Origin of the sequence: Streptomyces sp. NPDC001381, from assembly GCF_042895685.1 — a bacterium.
In the GTDB taxonomy this organism is placed as follows: Bacteria; Actinomycetota; Actinomycetes; order Streptomycetales; family Streptomycetaceae; genus Streptomyces.
In genome coordinates, this window is sequence record NZ_JBIAWO010000003.1 from 194,685 (window position 1) to 209,808 (window position 15,124).

The following is a 15,124-nucleotide window of genomic DNA, read 5'->3' on the forward strand; positions in this document are numbered from 1 at the left end:
GGCGGGCGATGGAGCAGACACACACCTCGCACAACGGCACGACGACGGCGACCCCGGGCGCGCAGCGACGCGTTCTGGTGGTCGAGGACGACCCGACCATCGTCGACGCCATCGCGGCCCGCCTGCGCGCCGAGGGATTCCTCGTGCAAACGGCGGGCGACGGTCCGGCGGCCGTCGACACCGCCGAGGCCTGGCAGCCCGATCTGCTGATCCTCGACATCATGCTGCCCGGCTTCGACGGTCTGGAGGTCTGCCGCCGCGTGCAGGCCGCCCGTCCGGTGCCGGTGCTCATGCTCACCGCGCGCGACGACGAGACCGACATGCTGGTCGGGCTCGGCGTGGGCGCCGACGACTACATGACCAAGCCGTTCTCGATGCGGGAGCTCGCGGCACGCGTGCACGTGCTGCTGCGCCGGGTGGAGCGGGCCGCGATCGCGGCCACCACGCCGCGCAGCGGGATCCTGCGCCTGGGCGAGCTGGAGATCGACCACGCGCAGCGCCGGGTGCGGGTGCGCTCGGAGGACGTGCACCTCACGCCCACCGAGTTCGACCTGCTGGTCTGCCTGGCGAACACGCCGCGCGCGGTGCTCTCCCGCGAGCAGCTCCTCGCCGAGGTCTGGGACTGGGCGGACGCCTCCGGCACCCGCACGGTCGACAGCCACATCAAGGCGCTGCGCCGGAAGATCGGCGCCGAGCGGATCCGCACGGTGCACGGCGTGGGCTACGCGCTGGAGACCCCGACGGCATGAGCGGCGCGGACGGACCGAGAAGCCCCGGCTCCGGACAGGGGGAGCCCTGGGGCGGCGTACGCCCGTTCTCGATCAAGACCAAGCTGGGTGCGCTCGTCGTCATCTCGGTGCTGATCACCACGGGTCTTTCGATGATCGCGGTGCACACCAAGACGGAGCTGCGCTTCATCACGGTCTTCTCGATGATCGCCACACTGCTGATCACGCAGTTCGTGGCCCATTCGCTCACCGCGCCGCTGGACGAGATGAACGCGGTCGCCCGTTCCATCTCGCACGGCGACTACACCCGCCGGGTGCTCGAGAACCGTCGTGACGAGCTGGGCGACCTGGCCCAGACGATCAACGTCATGGCGGACGAGCTGGAGGCGCAGGACCGTCAGCGCAAGGAGCTGGTGGCGAACGTCTCGCACGAGCTGCGCACGCCCATCGCGGGCCTGCGTGCCGTCCTGGAGAACGTGGTCGACGGCATCGCCGAGGCCGACCCCGAGACGATGCGTACGGCGCTGAAGCAGACGGAGCGGCTCGGGCGGCTGGTGGAGACGCTGCTGGACCTGTCCCGCCTCGACAACGGCGTCGTTCCGCTGCGCAAACGCCGTTTCGAGGTGTGGCCGTACCTGTCGGGCGTGCTGAAGGAGGCCAACATGGTCGCCTCGGCGCGCGCGACGATGGGCTCGGGCGGCGCTCACACGCGTACGGACGTCCATCTGCATCTGGACGTCACCCCGCCGGAGCTGACCGCGCACGCGGACCCGGAGCGCATCCACCAGGTCGTGGCGAACCTGATCGACAACGCGGTCAAGCACAGTCCGCCGCACGGCCGGGTGACGGTCAAGGCGCGGCGCGGCGCGCTGCCGGAGTCGCTGGAGCTGGAGGTCCTGGACGAGGGCCCCGGCATTCCGCGTTCGGAGTGGCACCGCGTGTTCGAGCGGTTCAACCGCGGAGCGGTCCGCCGGCCGCACGGTCCGGGCAGCGACGGCGGTACGGGTCTGGGCCTGGCGATCGCCCGCTGGGCGGTGGATCTGCACGGCGGCCGGATCGGAGTGGCCGAATCCGAGCGGGGTTGCCGGATTCTTGTCACTCTTCCGGGAGAGTCATCTCTGCCAAGTTGACGTAAAGTGCGAACCGGAGCCACAAGATCCACCAGGTGTCCGCGCTGCCGGACACGTGTGATCAGGCACGGGACCGGTGCAGGTCGGCACGGGTTCGCACGGGTCCGCACGCCAGGCGTGCGCGACCTGCGTCAACGCACCCTTTTTCAGAGCGCAACCGCGCTTGTTTCCCGCCATTTCCACCCCCGAAACACGCATTCCGATGTGACTTACGCGACGATGGACCGGCCCGACCTGACCTTCACGGTCTTGGAGGCGTAGCCTTTATTCCCGCTGTCCATCACCTTGTGAAGCGGAAGAGGGCGGTTGCCGCCGTGTCGCCACAGTCCCCCAGTAACTCGAGCATCTCGACCGACGCAGACCAAGCGGGCAAGAACCCCGCAGCCGCGTTCGGTCCGAACGAGTGGCTCGTCGACGAGATCTATCAGCAGTACCTCCAGGACCCGAATTCCGTAGACCGTGCCTGGTGGGACTTCTTCGCCGACTACAAGCCGGGGGCGGCCACTCCCTCGGCTCCGGCGGGTACTGCGGCCGCGGGGGCCGCAGGGACCACCACCACGAGCCCGGCGCCCGCCGCCCCGGCCGCCTCCGTACCGGCCCCGGCCCCGGCCGCCGCCCCGAAGGCCGCCGCGCCCGCCCCGGCCGCTCCCGCTCCGGCGAAGGCCGCCCCGGCCCCCGCGAAGCCGGCCGCCGCCGCGAAGGCCGCGCCCGCCGCCGCGGCCCCCGAGGGCCCGGAGCTGATCACGCTGCGCGGTCCCGCCGCCGCGGTCGCCAAGAACATGAACGCCTCCCTGGAGCTGCCGACCGCCACCTCGGTCCGCGCGGTCCCGGTGAAGCTGCTGTTCGACAACCGCATCGTCATCAACAACCACCTCAAGCGGGCCCGGGGCGGGAAGATCTCCTTCACGCACCTGATCGGCTTCGCGATGGTGCAGGCCATCAAGGCCATGCCGTCGATGAACTGGCACTACGCGGAGAAGGACGGGAAGCCCACCCTCGTCAAGCCGCCGCACGTCAACTTCGGCCTGGCCATCGACCTGGTGAAGCCCAACGGCGACCGCCAGCTCGTCGTCGCCGGCATCAAGAAGGCCGAGACGCTGAACTTCTTCGAGTTCTGGCAGGCCTACGAGGACATCGTCCGCCGCGCCCGCGACGGCAAGCTGACGATGGACGACTTCACCGGTGTCACGGTCTCCCTGACCAACCCCGGCGGTCTGGGCACCGTCCACTCCGTGCCGCGCCTGATGCCCGGCCAGTCGGTGATCATGGGCGTCGGCTCCATGGACTACCCGGCGGAGTTCCAGGGCACCAGCCAGGACACCCTGAACAAGCTCGGCATCTCGAAGGTCATGACGCTCACGTCGACCTACGACCACCGGGTCATCCAGGGCGCCGCCTCCGGCGAGTTCCTGCGGATCGTCGCGAACCTCCTCCTCGGCGAGCAGGGCTTCTACGACGACATCTTCGAGGCGCTGCGCATCCCCTACGAGCCGGTCCGCTGGCTCAAGGACATCGACGCCAGCCACGACGACGACGTCACCAAGGCCGCCCGGGTCTTCGAGCTGATCCACTCCTACCGGGTCCGCGGCCACGTCATGGCCGACACCGACCCGCTGGAGTACCGCCAGCGCAAGCACCCCGACCTGGACATCACCGAGCACGGCCTCACCCTGTGGGACCTGGAGCGCGAGTTCGCCGTCGGCGGCTTCGCCGGCAAGTCCCTGATGAAGCTGCGCGACATCCTCGGCGTGCTGCGCGACTCGTACTGCCGCACCACCGGCGTCGAGTTCATGCACATCCAGGACCCCAAGCAGCGCAAGTGGATCCAGGACCGCATCGAGCGCCCGCACACCAAGCCGGAGCGTGAGGAGCAGCTGCGCATCCTGCGCCGGCTGAACGCCGCGGAGGCCTTCGAGACCTTCCTGCAGACGAAGTACGTCGGCCAGAAGCGCTTCTCCCTGGAGGGCGGCGAGTCCGTCATCCCGCTGCTGGACGCGGTGCTGGACAGCGCGGCCGAGTCCCGCCTGGACGAGGTCGTCATCGGCATGGCCCACCGCGGCCGCCTGAACGTCCTGGCGAACATCGTCGGCAAGTCGTACGCGCAGATCTTCCGCGAGTTCGAGGGCAACCTCGACCCGAAGTCGATGCACGGCTCCGGCGACGTGAAGTACCACCTGGGCGCCGAGGGCACCTTCACCGGCCTGGACGGCGAGCAGATCAAGGTCAGCCTGGTCGCGAACCCCTCGCACCTGGAGGCCGTGGACCCGGTCCTGGAGGGCGTCGCGCGCGCCAAGCAGGACATCATCAACAAGGGCGGCACGGACTTCACCGTCCTGCCGGTGGCCCTGCACGGCGACGCGGCCTTCGCGGGCCAGGGCGTGGTGGCCGAGACCCTGAACATGTCGCAGCTGCGCGGCTACCGCACCGGCGGCACGGTCCACATCGTCATCAACAACCAGGTCGGCTTCACCGCGGCCCCCGAGTCCTCGCGCTCGTCGATGTACGCGACGGACGTGGCGAGGATGATCGAGGCCCCGATCTTCCACGTGAACGGCGACGACCCGGAGGCCGTGGTCCGCGTGGCGCGGCTGGCCTTCGAGTTCCGCCAGGCGTTCAACAAGGACGTGGTGATCGACCTCATCTGCTACCGCCGCCGCGGTCACAACGAGTCGGACAACCCGGCCTTCACCCAGCCGCTGATGTACGACCTGATCGACAAGAAGCGCTCGGTGCGCAAGCTGTACACCGAGTCCCTGATCGGTCGCGGCGACATCACCCTGGAAGAGGCCGAGCAGGCGCTGCAGGACTACCAGGGCCAGCTGGAGAAGGTCTTCACGGAGGTCCGCGAGGCCACCGCGCAGCCCGTCGGCGGCGACGTCCAGGAGCCGCAGGACGGCTTCCCGGTCGCCGTCGCGACCGCGGTCTCCACGGAGGTCGTGAAGCGCATCGCCGAGTCCCAGGTCAACATCCCCGACCACATCACCGTCCACCCGCGTCTGCTGCCGCAGCTGCAGCGCCGGGCGGCGATGGTCGAGGACGGCACGATCGACTGGGGCATGGGCGAGACCCTCGCCGTCGGCTCGCTGCTCCTGGAGGGCGTCCCGGTCCGTCTGGCGGGCCAGGACTCCCAGCGCGGTACGTTCGGCCAGCGCCACGCGGTGATCATCGACCGTGAGACGGGCGAGGACTTCACCCCGCTGCTGTACCTCTCCGAGGACCAGTCCCGGCTGAACGTCTACAACTCGCTGCTCTCCGAGTACGCGGCGATGGGCTTCGAGTACGGCTACTCGCTGGCCCGCCCGGACGCGCTGGTGATGTGGGAGGCGCAGTTCGGCGACTTCGTCAACGGCGCGCAGACGGTCGTGGACGAGTTCATCTCGTCCGCGGAGCAGAAGTGGGGCCAGACGAGCGGCGTAGTGCTGCTCCTCCCGCACGGCTACGAGGGCCAGGGACCGGACCACTCGTCCGCCCGCCCGGAGCGGTTCCTGCAGATCTGCGCCCAGAACAACATGACGGTCGCGATGCCGACCCTCCCGTCGAACTACTTCCACCTCCTGCGGTGGCAGGTGCACAACCCGCACCACAAGCCGCTGGTCGTCTTCACGCCGAAGTCGATGCTGCGTCTGAAGGCCGCGGCCTCGAAGGCGGAGGAGTTCACCACGGGCCAGTTCCGCCCGGTCATCGGCGACGCGTCGATCACGGACCCGGCCGCCGTCAAGAAGGTCGTCTTCTGCGCCGGCAAGGTCTACTACGACCTGGACGCCGAGCGTCAGAAGCGCGGTGACACGGAGACGGCGATCATCCGCCTCGAGCGGCTGTACCCGCTGCCGGGTGCCGAGGTCCAGGCCGAGGTCAACAAGTACCCGAACGCCGAGAAGTACCTGTGGGTCCAGGAGGAGCCGGCCAACCAGGGTGCCTGGCCGTTCATCGCCCTGAACCTGATCGACCACCTGGACCTGGCGGTCGGCGCCGACGTCCCGCACGGCGAGCGCCTGCGCCGCATCTCGCGGCCGCACAGCTCGTCCCCGGCCGTCGGCTCGGCCAAGCGCCACCAGGCGGAGCAGGAGCAGCTGGTGCGCGAGGTGTTCGAGGCGTAACCGCTCTCGCGCACAGCCGTACGCGGCCGGGCCGCACCCTCTTTCCGGGGGTGCGGCCCGGCCGTTTCCGCGCACTTATCCTTGAGCCATGTACTTCACGGACCGTGGCATCGAAGAGCTGGAGAAGCGGCGCGGCGAGGAGGAGGTCACCTTCGAGTGGCTCGCCGAGCAGCTGCGGACCTTCGTCGACCTGAACCCGGACTTCGAGGTGCCGGTGGAGCGGCTGGCGACGTGGCTGGCGCGGCTGGACGACGAGGACGACGAGTAGAGCCGCGGACGGCGGTTCGCGCGTCGGGGCGCCTTCGGGCGCCCCTTTTTCATGCCCGCGTGCGTCACCCCGGGGAGGGCCGGTCACCGTATCGGGTGCCTTGACTTTCCCTCGCCGCGATATATCGTGAATCGAGGAAGACGCGATATGGCGTGTCGTGTCGTGGAGGAGGTCCGCACCATGTCCGAATGGTCCGTCGCCGAGCCGGGGAAGCTCACCTTCGACGAGCCCGTCAGCGACCTGCAGGTCCGCATCGTCGGCGGCACGGTCAACGTCGTGGGCACGGACGAGGGCCCCGCCCGGCTGGAGGTGTCCCGCATAGACGGACCACCCCTCGCGGTGAGCCATCGCGACGGCACGCTGACGGTGGCGTACGAGGACCTCCCCTGGAAGGGCTTCCTCAAGTGGCTCGACCGCAAGGGGTGGCGGCGCAACGCCGTGGTCTCGCTGGCGGTGCCGGCGGGCACCCGCGTGGAGGTGGGCGTGGTGAGCGCCGGCGCGGTGGTCTCCGGGATCGACGGCCGCGCCGAGGTCAGGAGCGTGAGCGGGGAGACGGCGCTGGTGGGCCTGGCGGGCCCGGTCCGCGCGGACACCGTCTCGGGGAGCGTGGAGGCCCAGGCGCTCACCGGTGACCTGCGGTTCAACTCCGTGTCCGGGGACCTGACCGTGGTCGAGGCGGGGTCCTCCGTGAAGGCCGACGCGGTGAGCGGGTCGATGATCGTCGACCTGGATCCGACGAGCCGTCCGACCGACATCAGCCTGGCCAGCGTCTCCGGCGAGATCGCGATCCGGCTGCCCCATCCGGCGGACGCCGAGGTGGAGGCGAACACCGCGAGCGGCTCGGTCTCCAACGCCTTCGAGGACCTCCGGGTCAGCGGCCAGTGGGGCGCCAAGCGGATCACCGGCCGCCTCGGCGCGGGCAACGGCAGGCTGAAGGCGACGACGGTCTCCGGCTCGATCGCCCTGCTGCGCCGCCCACCGGCGGAGGACGAACCGTCCACGGGCGACGCGGGCGAGCCGCCCGCGAGCGACGCCGGCGACCCGGCCCCGGACGCCCCGGCCCCCGGCACGGGAGACAATGCCGTCTCCGGCCCCGGCGTCGCCCCCTCCTCCGACGACCCGGCCGACAGCACGACCGACAAGAAGGTGCTCTGACATGCCTCCCGTCTTCGCTCACGGCCGCCTCCGTCTCTACCTGCTGAAGCTGCTGGACGAGGCCCCGCGCCACGGCTACGAGGTGATCCGCCTCCTGGAGGAGCGTTTCCAGGGGCTGTACGCGCCGTCGGCGGGCACCGTCTACCCGCGGCTGGCCAAGCTGGAGGCCGAGGGCCTGGTCACCCACACCACCGAGGGCGGCCGCAAGGTGTACGCGATCACCGACGCGGGCCGGGCCGAACTGGCCGACCGCAGCGGTGAACTGGCCGACCTGGAGCTGGAGATCCGCGAGTCGGTCGCCGAACTGGCCGCGGAGATCCGCGCCGATGTGCGGGGTGCGGCGGGCGATCTGCGGCGCGAGATGCGGGCGGCGGCCTCCGAGGCCCGGCAGGGCGACCGGACCGCTCCCGGCTCCGAGCCGGAGTACGGGGACAAGGAGTCCTGGCGCCTCGCCAAGGAGGAGATGCGCCGCGTCAAGCAGGAGTGGAAGGAACAGGCGCGGCGGGCCAAGGACGAGAGCCGCCGGGCCCGTGAGGAGGCCCAGCGGGCCCGCCGCCAGGCCAAGGAGGCGCAGGACCACGCCCGGGCCCAGGCGCAGGAGGAGATGCAGCGCATCGCGCGGCGGGTCCAGGAGCAGGTCCAGGACCACTTCGCGCGCGGCGACTGGCCGACCGGCGTCCGCGAGGGCCTGACCGAACTGGCCAGGGAGTTCGGCGAGTTCGGCAAGGACTTCGGTAAGGAGTTCGGCAAGGACCTCGGTTTCGGCCGGCCCGCGGGCGGTACGGAGACGGCGGCGCCCTCGACGCCGACCGCCCGCCCGGAGTACTCCCGTACCCCGGAGGACTTCCCCGCCGGCTACGAGCCGGCCTGGGCCCACGAGGACGCCAGCGGCGACCCGGCCCGCGATCTGGACCGCCTGCTCGACCGCTTCCGGGACGACATCCGCGACGCCGCCCGGGACCACGGCGTCACCGCCGACCAGCTGCGCGACACCCGCCGCCACCTGTCGGCGGCGGCGGCACACATCGGGGCGATACTGCGGGTGCCGAAGGTCTGAGGCCCCGGGCAGCGGGGGCGGAGCGGAGGGCGCGGAGAGGGCTCCGGAGAGACGGGGCCGGCTCAGCCCGCCTTGGCCTCTCCCCCGCCGTACAGCACCCGGGTCACGGACGTGTGAGTCACGCCGTGGTCGGCGAGGACCTCGGCGGCCGGGCCGGGGTGGACGGTCAGGGCGAGCAGGATGTGCTCGTCGCCGATGTGCCGGTCGCGGTGGGCCAGCGCCATGCGCAGGGACTGCTCCAGGATCCGCTTGGCGCCCCGCCCGAAGGCCGGCCGTCCCGTCCGCCGGTCCCCGCCCTTCGCCCCGTCGGGCGCGCCGTCGCCGGACATCGCGCCGACACCGTGCACCTCCTCGACCCGGGAGACGATCTCCGAGACGTCGATGCCCAGCCCGGCGAGGGCGTCGGTCTCGGCGCGCGACAGGCCGGCCCGCCTGCGCGTCTCGTCCAGCGCCTCCCGTACCGAGTCCTTTCGTTCGGCGAGTCCGAGAGCGGCCAGCGCGAAGGACGCACGGCTCCCCTCCCGGTCCAGCAGCGCGAGCAGCAGATGCTCGCCGCCGACGGTCCGGACCCCCGCCCCCTCGCAGCGCTCGACCGCTCCGCGCACCACGGCGCGGGCGTCCTTCGTGAACCGCTCGAACATCACTGCCTCCCGTACTTCTTGTGCACGGCCTGCCTGCTGACTCCGAGCTCCGCGGCGATCTCCTGCCACGACCAGCCCTGGTTGCGCGCACTGCGCACCTGCACCGTCTCCAGCTGCTCCAGCAGCCGGCGCAGTGCCGCGACGGCGCGCAGTCCGACCCGTGGATCGCGGTCGCCGGCACGCTCGGCGAGATCCGTTGCTTCGGTCATGACGTCAACTTAAGTTGACATGCGCGCTCATGTCAACCCGAGTTGACAGTCGCGGTGCGCAAAAGGCGGGCCCGGGATCCCCGGACCCGCCACAGGAGCGGCCGACGGCGGCTCAGCCGCTGGTGAGCACGATCTTGCCGAACTGGTCACCGGACGAGAGCCGTTCGAAGCCCTCGCGGGCCCTGTCCAGCGGGAGCACCTCGTCGATCACGGGACGGACACCGGTGGCGGCGCAGAAGGAGAGCAGGTCCTCCAGCTCGTCCTTGGTCCCCATGGTGGAGCCCACGACCTTCAGCTCCAGGAAGAAGATCCGGGTGAGTTCGGCGTGCGAGGGCCGGTCGCCGCTCGTCGCGCCGGAGATGACGAGCGTGCCGCCGGGCCGCAGCGACTTCACCGAGTGGGACCAGGTGGCGGCGCCGACGGTCTCGATGACGGCGTCCACGCGCTGCGGCAGCCGCGCACCCGGCTCCACCGCCTCGACGGCGCCCAGTTCCAGCGCCCGCTTCCGCTTGGCCTCGTCCCGGCTGGTCGCGAAGACCCGCAGCCCCGCGGCCCTGCCGAGGACGATCGCGGCGGTGGCGACACCCCCGCCGGCACCCTGGACGAGCACCGAGTCGCCGGGCCGGACGCCCGCGTTGGTGAAGAGCATCCGGTAGGCCGTCAGCCAGGCGGTGGGCAGACAGGCCGCCTCCTCGAAGGACAGCTCCCTGGGCTTGGGCAGGATGTTCCAGGTCGGCACGGCGACCTGCTCGGCGAAGGTGCCCTGGTAGCGCTCGGTGAGGATGGAGCGGGGCTCCTTCGGTCCGACGCCGTGCCCGGACTGGCCGATGACGGAGTGCAGGACGACCTCGTTGCCGTCCGCGTCGACACCGGCGGCGTCACAGCCGAGGATCATCGGCAGCTTGTCCTCGGCGAGGCCGACGCCGCGCAGGGACCAGAGGTCGTGGTGGTTGAGGGAGGCGGCCCGCACGGTGACGGTACTCCAGCCGGGCCGGGCCTCGGGGGCCGGTCGCTCCCCCGACTCCAGTCCGGAAAGCGGCTGGTCGCGGTCGATTCTGGCGGCGTAGACGGCGAACATGCACCTGACGATAGGGGGCGGGAGGGACCGGCGAAACCGGGGCTCACTGTGAGACACGCCCTCTTGCCAATCGGTCCGTCCGGCGTTTGAGGAGGACGGTCGCCGCACGACCACCCGATCGGGCGGGCGAGCGGGCAAAGAAATGGCCCCGCCCGCACGGACGGAGCCATTCGGGGTACCTCAGCGGCGGGCGACGCCCTCGGCCCGCGCGGCCGCGGCGACCGCCGCGGTCACCGCGGGAGCGACCCGCTCGTCGAACGGCGACGGGATCACGTAGTCGGCGGCGAGATCGTCACCGACGACTCCGGCCAGCGCCTCGGCCGCCGCGAGCTTCATGCCCTCGGTGATCCGGGAGGCCCGCACCTGCAGCGCCCCCGCGAAGATCCCGGGGAACGCCAGCACGTTGTTGATCTGGTTCGGGAAGTCCGACCGCCCGGTGGCGACGACCGCCGCGTACTTGTGGGCGACCTCGGGGTGCACCTCGGGGTTCGGGTTGGCCATGGCGAAGACGAACGCGCCCTCGGCCATGGAGGCCACCGCCTCCTCCGCGACCGTGCCGCCGGAGACGCCGATGAAGACGTCCGCGCCGTTCAGCGCGTCCTCCAGCGAGCCGCTGAGCCCGGCCTTGTTGGTGAAGGACGCCAGCTCGCGCTTGACGTCGGTGAGGTCCGCCCGGTCGGCGGAGACGATGCCCTTGCGGTCGGCGACCGCGACGTCCCCGATACCGGCCTCGACCAGCATCTTCGCGATGGCGACACCGGCCGCGCCGGCGCCCGAGATGACGGCCCGCAGCTCACCGACGGCCCGTCCGCTCAGCCGCGCCGCGTTGCGCAGCGCCGCCAGCGTCACGATCGCCGTGCCGTGCTGGTCGTCGTGGAAGACCGGGATGTCGAGCGCGTCCTGGAGGCGGCGCTCGATCTCGAAGCACCGCGGCGCCGAGATGTCCTCCAGGTTCACTCCGCCGAACGAGGGAGCGAGGCGCACCACCGTCTCGACGATCTCGTCGACGTCCGTGCAGGCGAGCGCGATCGGAACCGCGTCCACACCGCCGAACTGCTTGAAGAGGATGGCCTTGCCCTCCATGACCGGGAGGGAGGCCTCCGGCCCGATGTCGCCGAGGCCGAGAACGGCCGTGCCGTCGGTCACGACGGCGACGACGGACGACTTCCACGTGTAGTCGTTCACCAGGTCCGGCTGTTCCGCGATCGCGGTGCACACGCGAGCGACGCCGGGCGTGTAAGCGAGGGACAGGTCGTCCTTGTCGCGGACCGGGACGGTGGCCTGCACGGCCATCTTTCCGCCCCGGTGCAGCGCGAACACCGGATCGAACGAGTCGAGGGGTTCCGCACCGCCCTCCTGGCCCGTTTGGTCCGCGCTCTCGCTGCGAGGATTGACGATCTCCGCTGCCACTGTGTTGTACCCCTTAGGTGTTCTGGTTTGAGGGTGGCCGCTCCGGGTGAGGAGCGGGCGGGCATCGCGCCGGCCCCAGAGGTGATGCGTACGGGCGCCTGCGCGTCGGGCGCGCCGCACACGCGCCCTGAGCCCCGGATGAGGGGTGTAAAGAACCTTCTTACCGGACGGAGACCGCAGCCGACGAGTCCAATCCGTGCAAGCTCACATCCCTCGGCCTGTGGACCTTCGACAGAGACGATCACGAGTGACGAGAGTCATGTGCGAAGACCGGCCAAGCGCCGGTGAACCCTTGACACGGACTCAAGTCGACGTACGGGTCGCACGGTGGGCGATCACATGTTGAGATCAACCGAAGATCCTCCGGCCGGAGGAGCGGATTCCCGCAGATGGTCCGGCGTCATCCGGCCGTGATGGACCGGACTGTGCGCTTCGGGGATCGCCCGTTATCCGATTTTGACATGGCTGGCCCCCTGATTGGCGCAGTCCGAATGGCAAGATGCCGTAATCACACGAGGTCGCGACACCCGAAGGTGTGTGTTCTCGTCGACCCATCGGCACTGTCGACTCGTCGGCACTGCCGCCCCATCGGCTTCCATCCATCCGCCGGAGGAAACGCACCATGACCGCAAGCATCACCCGACGTACCACCGCCGCGCGCACCCGCCTGGCAGCGGTCGGATCCCTCGCGGTCGCCGGCGCCTTGCTGCTCACCGCGTGTGGCGACCAGACCGAGAACAGCGGCTCGCAGAGCAGTGGCTCCGCCTCCACGAGTTCGGCCCCGCTGGCCGACAAGCTGCCGAAGGCGATCCGTGACGCGGGCGTCATCAAGGTCGGCTCCGACATCGCCTACGCGCCGGTCGAGTTCAAGGACTCCTCCGGCAAGACCGTGGGTATCGACCCGGACCTCGCCGCCGCGATGGGCAAGCAGCTCGGTGTGACCTTCGACTTCCAGAACGGCACCTTCGACACCCTCATCACCGGCCTGCGCTCCAACCGGTACGACATCGCCATGTCCGCCATGACCGACACCAAGGACCGCCAGGAAGGCATCGACTCCGACACCGGCAAGAAGGTCGGCGAGGGCGTCGACTTCGTGGACTACTTCACCGCCGGTGTCTCGATCTACACCAAGAAGGGTGACGACCAGGGCATCAAGACCTGGTCCGACCTGTGCGGCAAGAAGATCGTCGTGCAGCGCGGTACGGTCTCCGAGGACCTCGCCAAGGCCGAGGCCAAGAAGTGCGCCGGTGGCAAGACGATCTCGATCCAGGCCTTCGACAACGACCAGCAGGCCCAGACCCGCCTGCGCGCGGGCGGCGCCGACGCCGGCTCCTCCGACTTCCCGGTGGCCGCGTACGCCGTGAAGACCTCCGGCGGCGGCAACGACTTCCAGCTGGTCGGCGAGCAGGTCGAGGCCGCCCCGTACGGCATCGCGGTCGCCAAGGACGACACCCAGCTTCGGGACGCCCTGCAGGCGGCGCTGGAAGCGATCATCGCGAACGGCGAGTACGAGAAGATCATCTCGAAGTGGGGCGTCGCCGACGGCGCCGTCAAGGAAGTCACCATCAACGGCGGCAAGTGACCGCGCGAGCTGCGGCCGCTGAAAGGCAACACCCGTGACTGTTGACATCGACAAGACGGACGGCCCGGCGGACACCCCGCCGGCCGGCCCGCAGGCCATCAAGGCCATCCCCGTCCGGCACTACGGGCGGTACGTGTCCGCCGTGGTCGCCCTCGCGGTGCTGGTCGGCATCGTCTACGCCTTCTCCCAGGGCAGGATCAACTGGGGGGCGATCCCGGACTACTTCTTCAACGACCGCATCCTCAGCGGTGTGGGCAAGACGCTCCTGCTCACCGTGCTGTGCATGCTGATCGGCGTGGTCGGCGGCATCGTGCTGGCGGTGATGCGCCTCTCGAAGAACCCGGTCACCTCGTCCGTCGCCTGGTTCTACATCTGGTTCTTCCGCGGCACCCCGGTCCTGGTCCAGCTCATCGTCTGGTTCAACCTGGGCCTGGTCTTCGAGTACATCAACCTCGGGCCGATCTACAAGAACGAGTGGTCGGACTTCATGACCCCGTTCCTGACGGCCCTGCTCGGCCTCGGCCTCAACGAGGCCGCGTACATGGCGGAAATCTGCCGGGCCGGCCTGCTCTCGGTCGACGAGGGCCAGACCGAGGCATCCCACGCGCTGGGCATGAGCCACGGCAAGACGCTGCGCCGGATCGTCGTCCCCCAGGCGATGCGCGTGATCGTGCCGCCCACGGGCAACGAGGTCATCAACATGCTGAAGACGACCTCGCTGGTGTCCGTGGTCCAGTACTCGGAACTCCTCCGCGTCGCCCAGGACATCGGCCAGACCTCCGGCGCCCCGGCCGAGATGCTGTTCCTCGCCGCGGCCTGGTACCTGGTGCTGACCTCGATCTTCAGCGTCGGCCAGTACTACCTCGAGAGGTACTACGCCCGCGGGTCCCTGCGTCAGCTGCCGGCGACGCCCTTCCAGAAGATCAAGGCGAACCTTCTCTCGATCGGCCGCGAAAGGAGTGCGGCATGACCGCGATGGTGAAGGCGGAGGGCGTCCACAAGTCCTTCGGCCTGGTCGAGGTCCTCAAAGGCATCGACCTGGAGGTCAACACCGGTGAGGTGTTCTGCCTCATCGGCCCCTCCGGCTCCGGCAAGAGCACGTTCCTCAGGTGCATCAACCACCTGGAGAAGATCAACGCCGGCCGTCTGTACGTCGACGGCGAGCTGGTGGGCTACCGCCAGAAGGGCGACAAGCTGTACGAGCTCAAGGACAGCGAGGTCGCGCTGAAGCGCCGGGACATCGGCATGGTGTTCCAGCGGTTCAACCTGTTCCCGCACATGACGGCGGTGGAGAACGTCATCGAGGCCCCGGTCCAGGTCAAGGGCGTCAACAAGTCCCAGGCCAAGGAGCGAGCGATGCAGCTCCTGGAGCGCGTGGGCCTGGCCGACAAGGCCGGGAACTACCCCGCGCAGCTCTCCGGCGGTCAGCAGCAGCGTGTGGCCATCGCCCGGGCGCTGGCCATGGACCCGAAGCTGATGCTGTTCGACGAGCCGACCTCGGCCCTGGACCCGGAGCTGGTCGGTGACGTCCTCGACGTCATGCGCGACCTGGCCGAGTCCGGCATGACGATGGTCGTCGTCACCCACGAGATGGGCTTCGCCCGCGAGGTCGGCGACAGCCTGGTCTTCATGGACGGCGGTGTGGTGGTCGAGTCCGGCAACCCGCGCGACGTCCTGACCTCCCCGCAGCACGAGCGGACGAAGGCGTTCCTGTCCAAGGTGCTGTAGCCGGTACGACGTCGAAGGGGCGGTACGGAATCTCCGTA

At 70.1% G+C, this 15,124-nt stretch carries 13 protein-coding genes; 9 read left to right on the plus strand and 4 right to left on the minus strand.

What is annotated here, in order from left to right; translation table 11 throughout:
* The first annotated feature begins 8 nt into the window (after nt 1–8).
* The 6 genes from ACFY2L_RS14460 (at nt 9) to ACFY2L_RS14485 (ending at nt 8,435) form a co-directional block, all read left to right on the plus strand.
* Nucleotides 9–749 (plus strand): response regulator transcription factor, encoded by a 741-nt coding sequence (locus ACFY2L_RS14460; RefSeq protein WP_390661081.1) that lies wholly within the window; start codon nt 9–11, stop codon nt 747–749.
* On the plus strand, nt 746–1,858 hold the full coding sequence (locus ACFY2L_RS14465; RefSeq protein ID WP_390661082.1) for a sensor histidine kinase: 1,113 nt from the start codon (nt 746–748) through the stop codon (nt 1,856–1,858). The genes ACFY2L_RS14460 and ACFY2L_RS14465 overlap by 4 nt, the downstream gene beginning before the upstream one ends.
* 314 nt (nt 1,859–2,172) lie before the next feature.
* Complete coding sequence (locus ACFY2L_RS14470; RefSeq protein WP_390661083.1) at nt 2,173–5,955, plus strand: multifunctional oxoglutarate decarboxylase/oxoglutarate dehydrogenase thiamine pyrophosphate-binding subunit/dihydrolipoyllysine-residue succinyltransferase subunit; 3,783 nt, start codon at nt 2,173–2,175, stop codon at nt 5,953–5,955.
* Between the two features lie 88 nt (nt 5,956–6,043).
* Nucleotides 6,044–6,223, plus strand: a complete 180-nt coding sequence (locus ACFY2L_RS14475; RefSeq protein WP_003992906.1) for a DUF6104 family protein — start codon at nt 6,044–6,046, stop codon at nt 6,221–6,223.
* A gap of 180 nt (nt 6,224–6,403) precedes the next feature.
* Entirely contained in the window at nt 6,404–7,378 is a 975-nt protein-coding gene (locus ACFY2L_RS14480; protein ID WP_390822497.1) for a DUF4097 domain-containing protein, read from the plus strand.
* Nucleotide 7,379: 1 nt separating this feature from the next.
* A complete protein-coding gene (locus ACFY2L_RS14485; RefSeq protein ID WP_390661085.1) occupies nt 7,380–8,435 on the plus strand; it encodes a helix-turn-helix transcriptional regulator in 1,056 nt (351 codons plus the stop codon).
* A 62-nt stretch (nt 8,436–8,497) separates the two neighbouring features.
* Here ACFY2L_RS14485 and ACFY2L_RS14490 read toward each other — a convergent pair whose 3' ends face one another.
* The 4 genes from ACFY2L_RS14490 to ACFY2L_RS14505 all read right to left on the minus strand — a co-directional run bounded on the left by ACFY2L_RS14490 (nt 8,498) and on the right by ACFY2L_RS14505 (nt 11,773).
* Nucleotides 8,498–9,076 carry a Clp protease N-terminal domain-containing protein gene (locus ACFY2L_RS14490; protein WP_390661086.1) on the minus strand — a complete coding sequence of 193 codons (579 nt, stop codon included), beginning with the start codon at nt 9,074–9,076 and terminating at the stop codon, nt 8,498–8,500.
* Nucleotides 9,076–9,285 (minus strand): helix-turn-helix domain-containing protein, encoded by a 210-nt coding sequence (locus ACFY2L_RS14495; protein ID WP_390661087.1) that lies wholly within the window; start codon nt 9,283–9,285, stop codon nt 9,076–9,078. Before ACFY2L_RS14495 ends, ACFY2L_RS14490 begins: the two co-directional genes overlap by 1 nt.
* Nucleotides 9,286–9,397: 112 nt before the next feature.
* Nucleotides 9,398–10,363 (minus strand): zinc-binding dehydrogenase, encoded by a 966-nt coding sequence (locus ACFY2L_RS14500; protein ID WP_390661088.1) that lies wholly within the window; start codon nt 10,361–10,363, stop codon nt 9,398–9,400.
* A gap of 180 nt (nt 10,364–10,543) precedes the next feature.
* Complete coding sequence (locus tag ACFY2L_RS14505) at nt 10,544–11,773, minus strand: NADP-dependent malic enzyme (protein WP_390661089.1); 1,230 nt, start codon at nt 11,771–11,773, stop codon at nt 10,544–10,546.
* Nucleotides 11,774–12,395: 622 nt separating this feature from the next.
* Here ACFY2L_RS14505 and ACFY2L_RS14510 point away from each other — a divergent pair.
* The 3 genes from ACFY2L_RS14510 to ACFY2L_RS14520 are packed head-to-tail and all read left to right on the plus strand — an operon-like array spanning nt 12,396 to nt 15,086.
* Nucleotides 12,396–13,358, plus strand: coding sequence for an ABC transporter substrate-binding protein (locus tag ACFY2L_RS14510; RefSeq protein ID WP_390661090.1), 963 nt, complete (start codon nt 12,396–12,398; stop codon nt 13,356–13,358).
* A gap of 34 nt (nt 13,359–13,392) precedes the next feature.
* A complete protein-coding gene (locus tag ACFY2L_RS14515) occupies nt 13,393–14,328 on the plus strand; it encodes an amino acid ABC transporter permease (RefSeq protein ID WP_390661091.1) in 936 nt (311 codons plus the stop codon).
* A complete protein-coding gene (locus tag ACFY2L_RS14520; protein WP_390822498.1) occupies nt 14,325–15,086 on the plus strand; it encodes an amino acid ABC transporter ATP-binding protein in 762 nt (253 codons plus the stop codon). Before ACFY2L_RS14515 ends, ACFY2L_RS14520 begins: the two co-directional genes overlap by 4 nt.
* Nucleotides 15,087–15,124: the final 38 nt, after the last annotated feature.

Excerpts from the sequence above, each read along its gene's own strand:
- ACFY2L_RS14500 (WP_390661088.1), bottom strand. The coding sequence starts at position 10,363 with ATGTTCGCCGTCTACGCCGCCAGAATCGACCGCGACCAGCCGCTTTCC.
- ACFY2L_RS14480 (WP_390822497.1), top strand. The coding sequence starts at position 6,404 with ATGTCCGAATGGTCCGTCGCCGAGCCGGGGAAGCTCACCTTCGACGAG.
- ACFY2L_RS14475 (WP_003992906.1), top strand. The coding sequence starts at position 6,044 with ATGTACTTCACGGACCGTGGCATCGAAGAGCTGGAGAAGCGGCGCGGC.
- ACFY2L_RS14460 (WP_390661081.1), top strand. The coding sequence starts at position 9 with ATGGAGCAGACACACACCTCGCACAACGGCACGACGACGGCGACCCCG.
- ACFY2L_RS14485 (WP_390661085.1), top strand. The coding sequence starts at position 7,380 with ATGCCTCCCGTCTTCGCTCACGGCCGCCTCCGTCTCTACCTGCTGAAG.
- ACFY2L_RS14465 (WP_390661082.1), top strand. The coding sequence starts at position 746 with ATGAGCGGCGCGGACGGACCGAGAAGCCCCGGCTCCGGACAGGGGGAG.
- ACFY2L_RS14490 (WP_390661086.1), bottom strand. The coding sequence starts at position 9,076 with ATGTTCGAGCGGTTCACGAAGGACGCCCGCGCCGTGGTGCGCGGAGCG.
- ACFY2L_RS14520 (WP_390822498.1), top strand. The coding sequence starts at position 14,325 with ATGACCGCGATGGTGAAGGCGGAGGGCGTCCACAAGTCCTTCGGCCTG.
- ACFY2L_RS14495 (WP_390661087.1), bottom strand. The coding sequence starts at position 9,285 with ATGACCGAAGCAACGGATCTCGCCGAGCGTGCCGGCGACCGCGATCCA.
- ACFY2L_RS14510 (WP_390661090.1), top strand. The coding sequence starts at position 12,396 with ATGACCGCAAGCATCACCCGACGTACCACCGCCGCGCGCACCCGCCTG.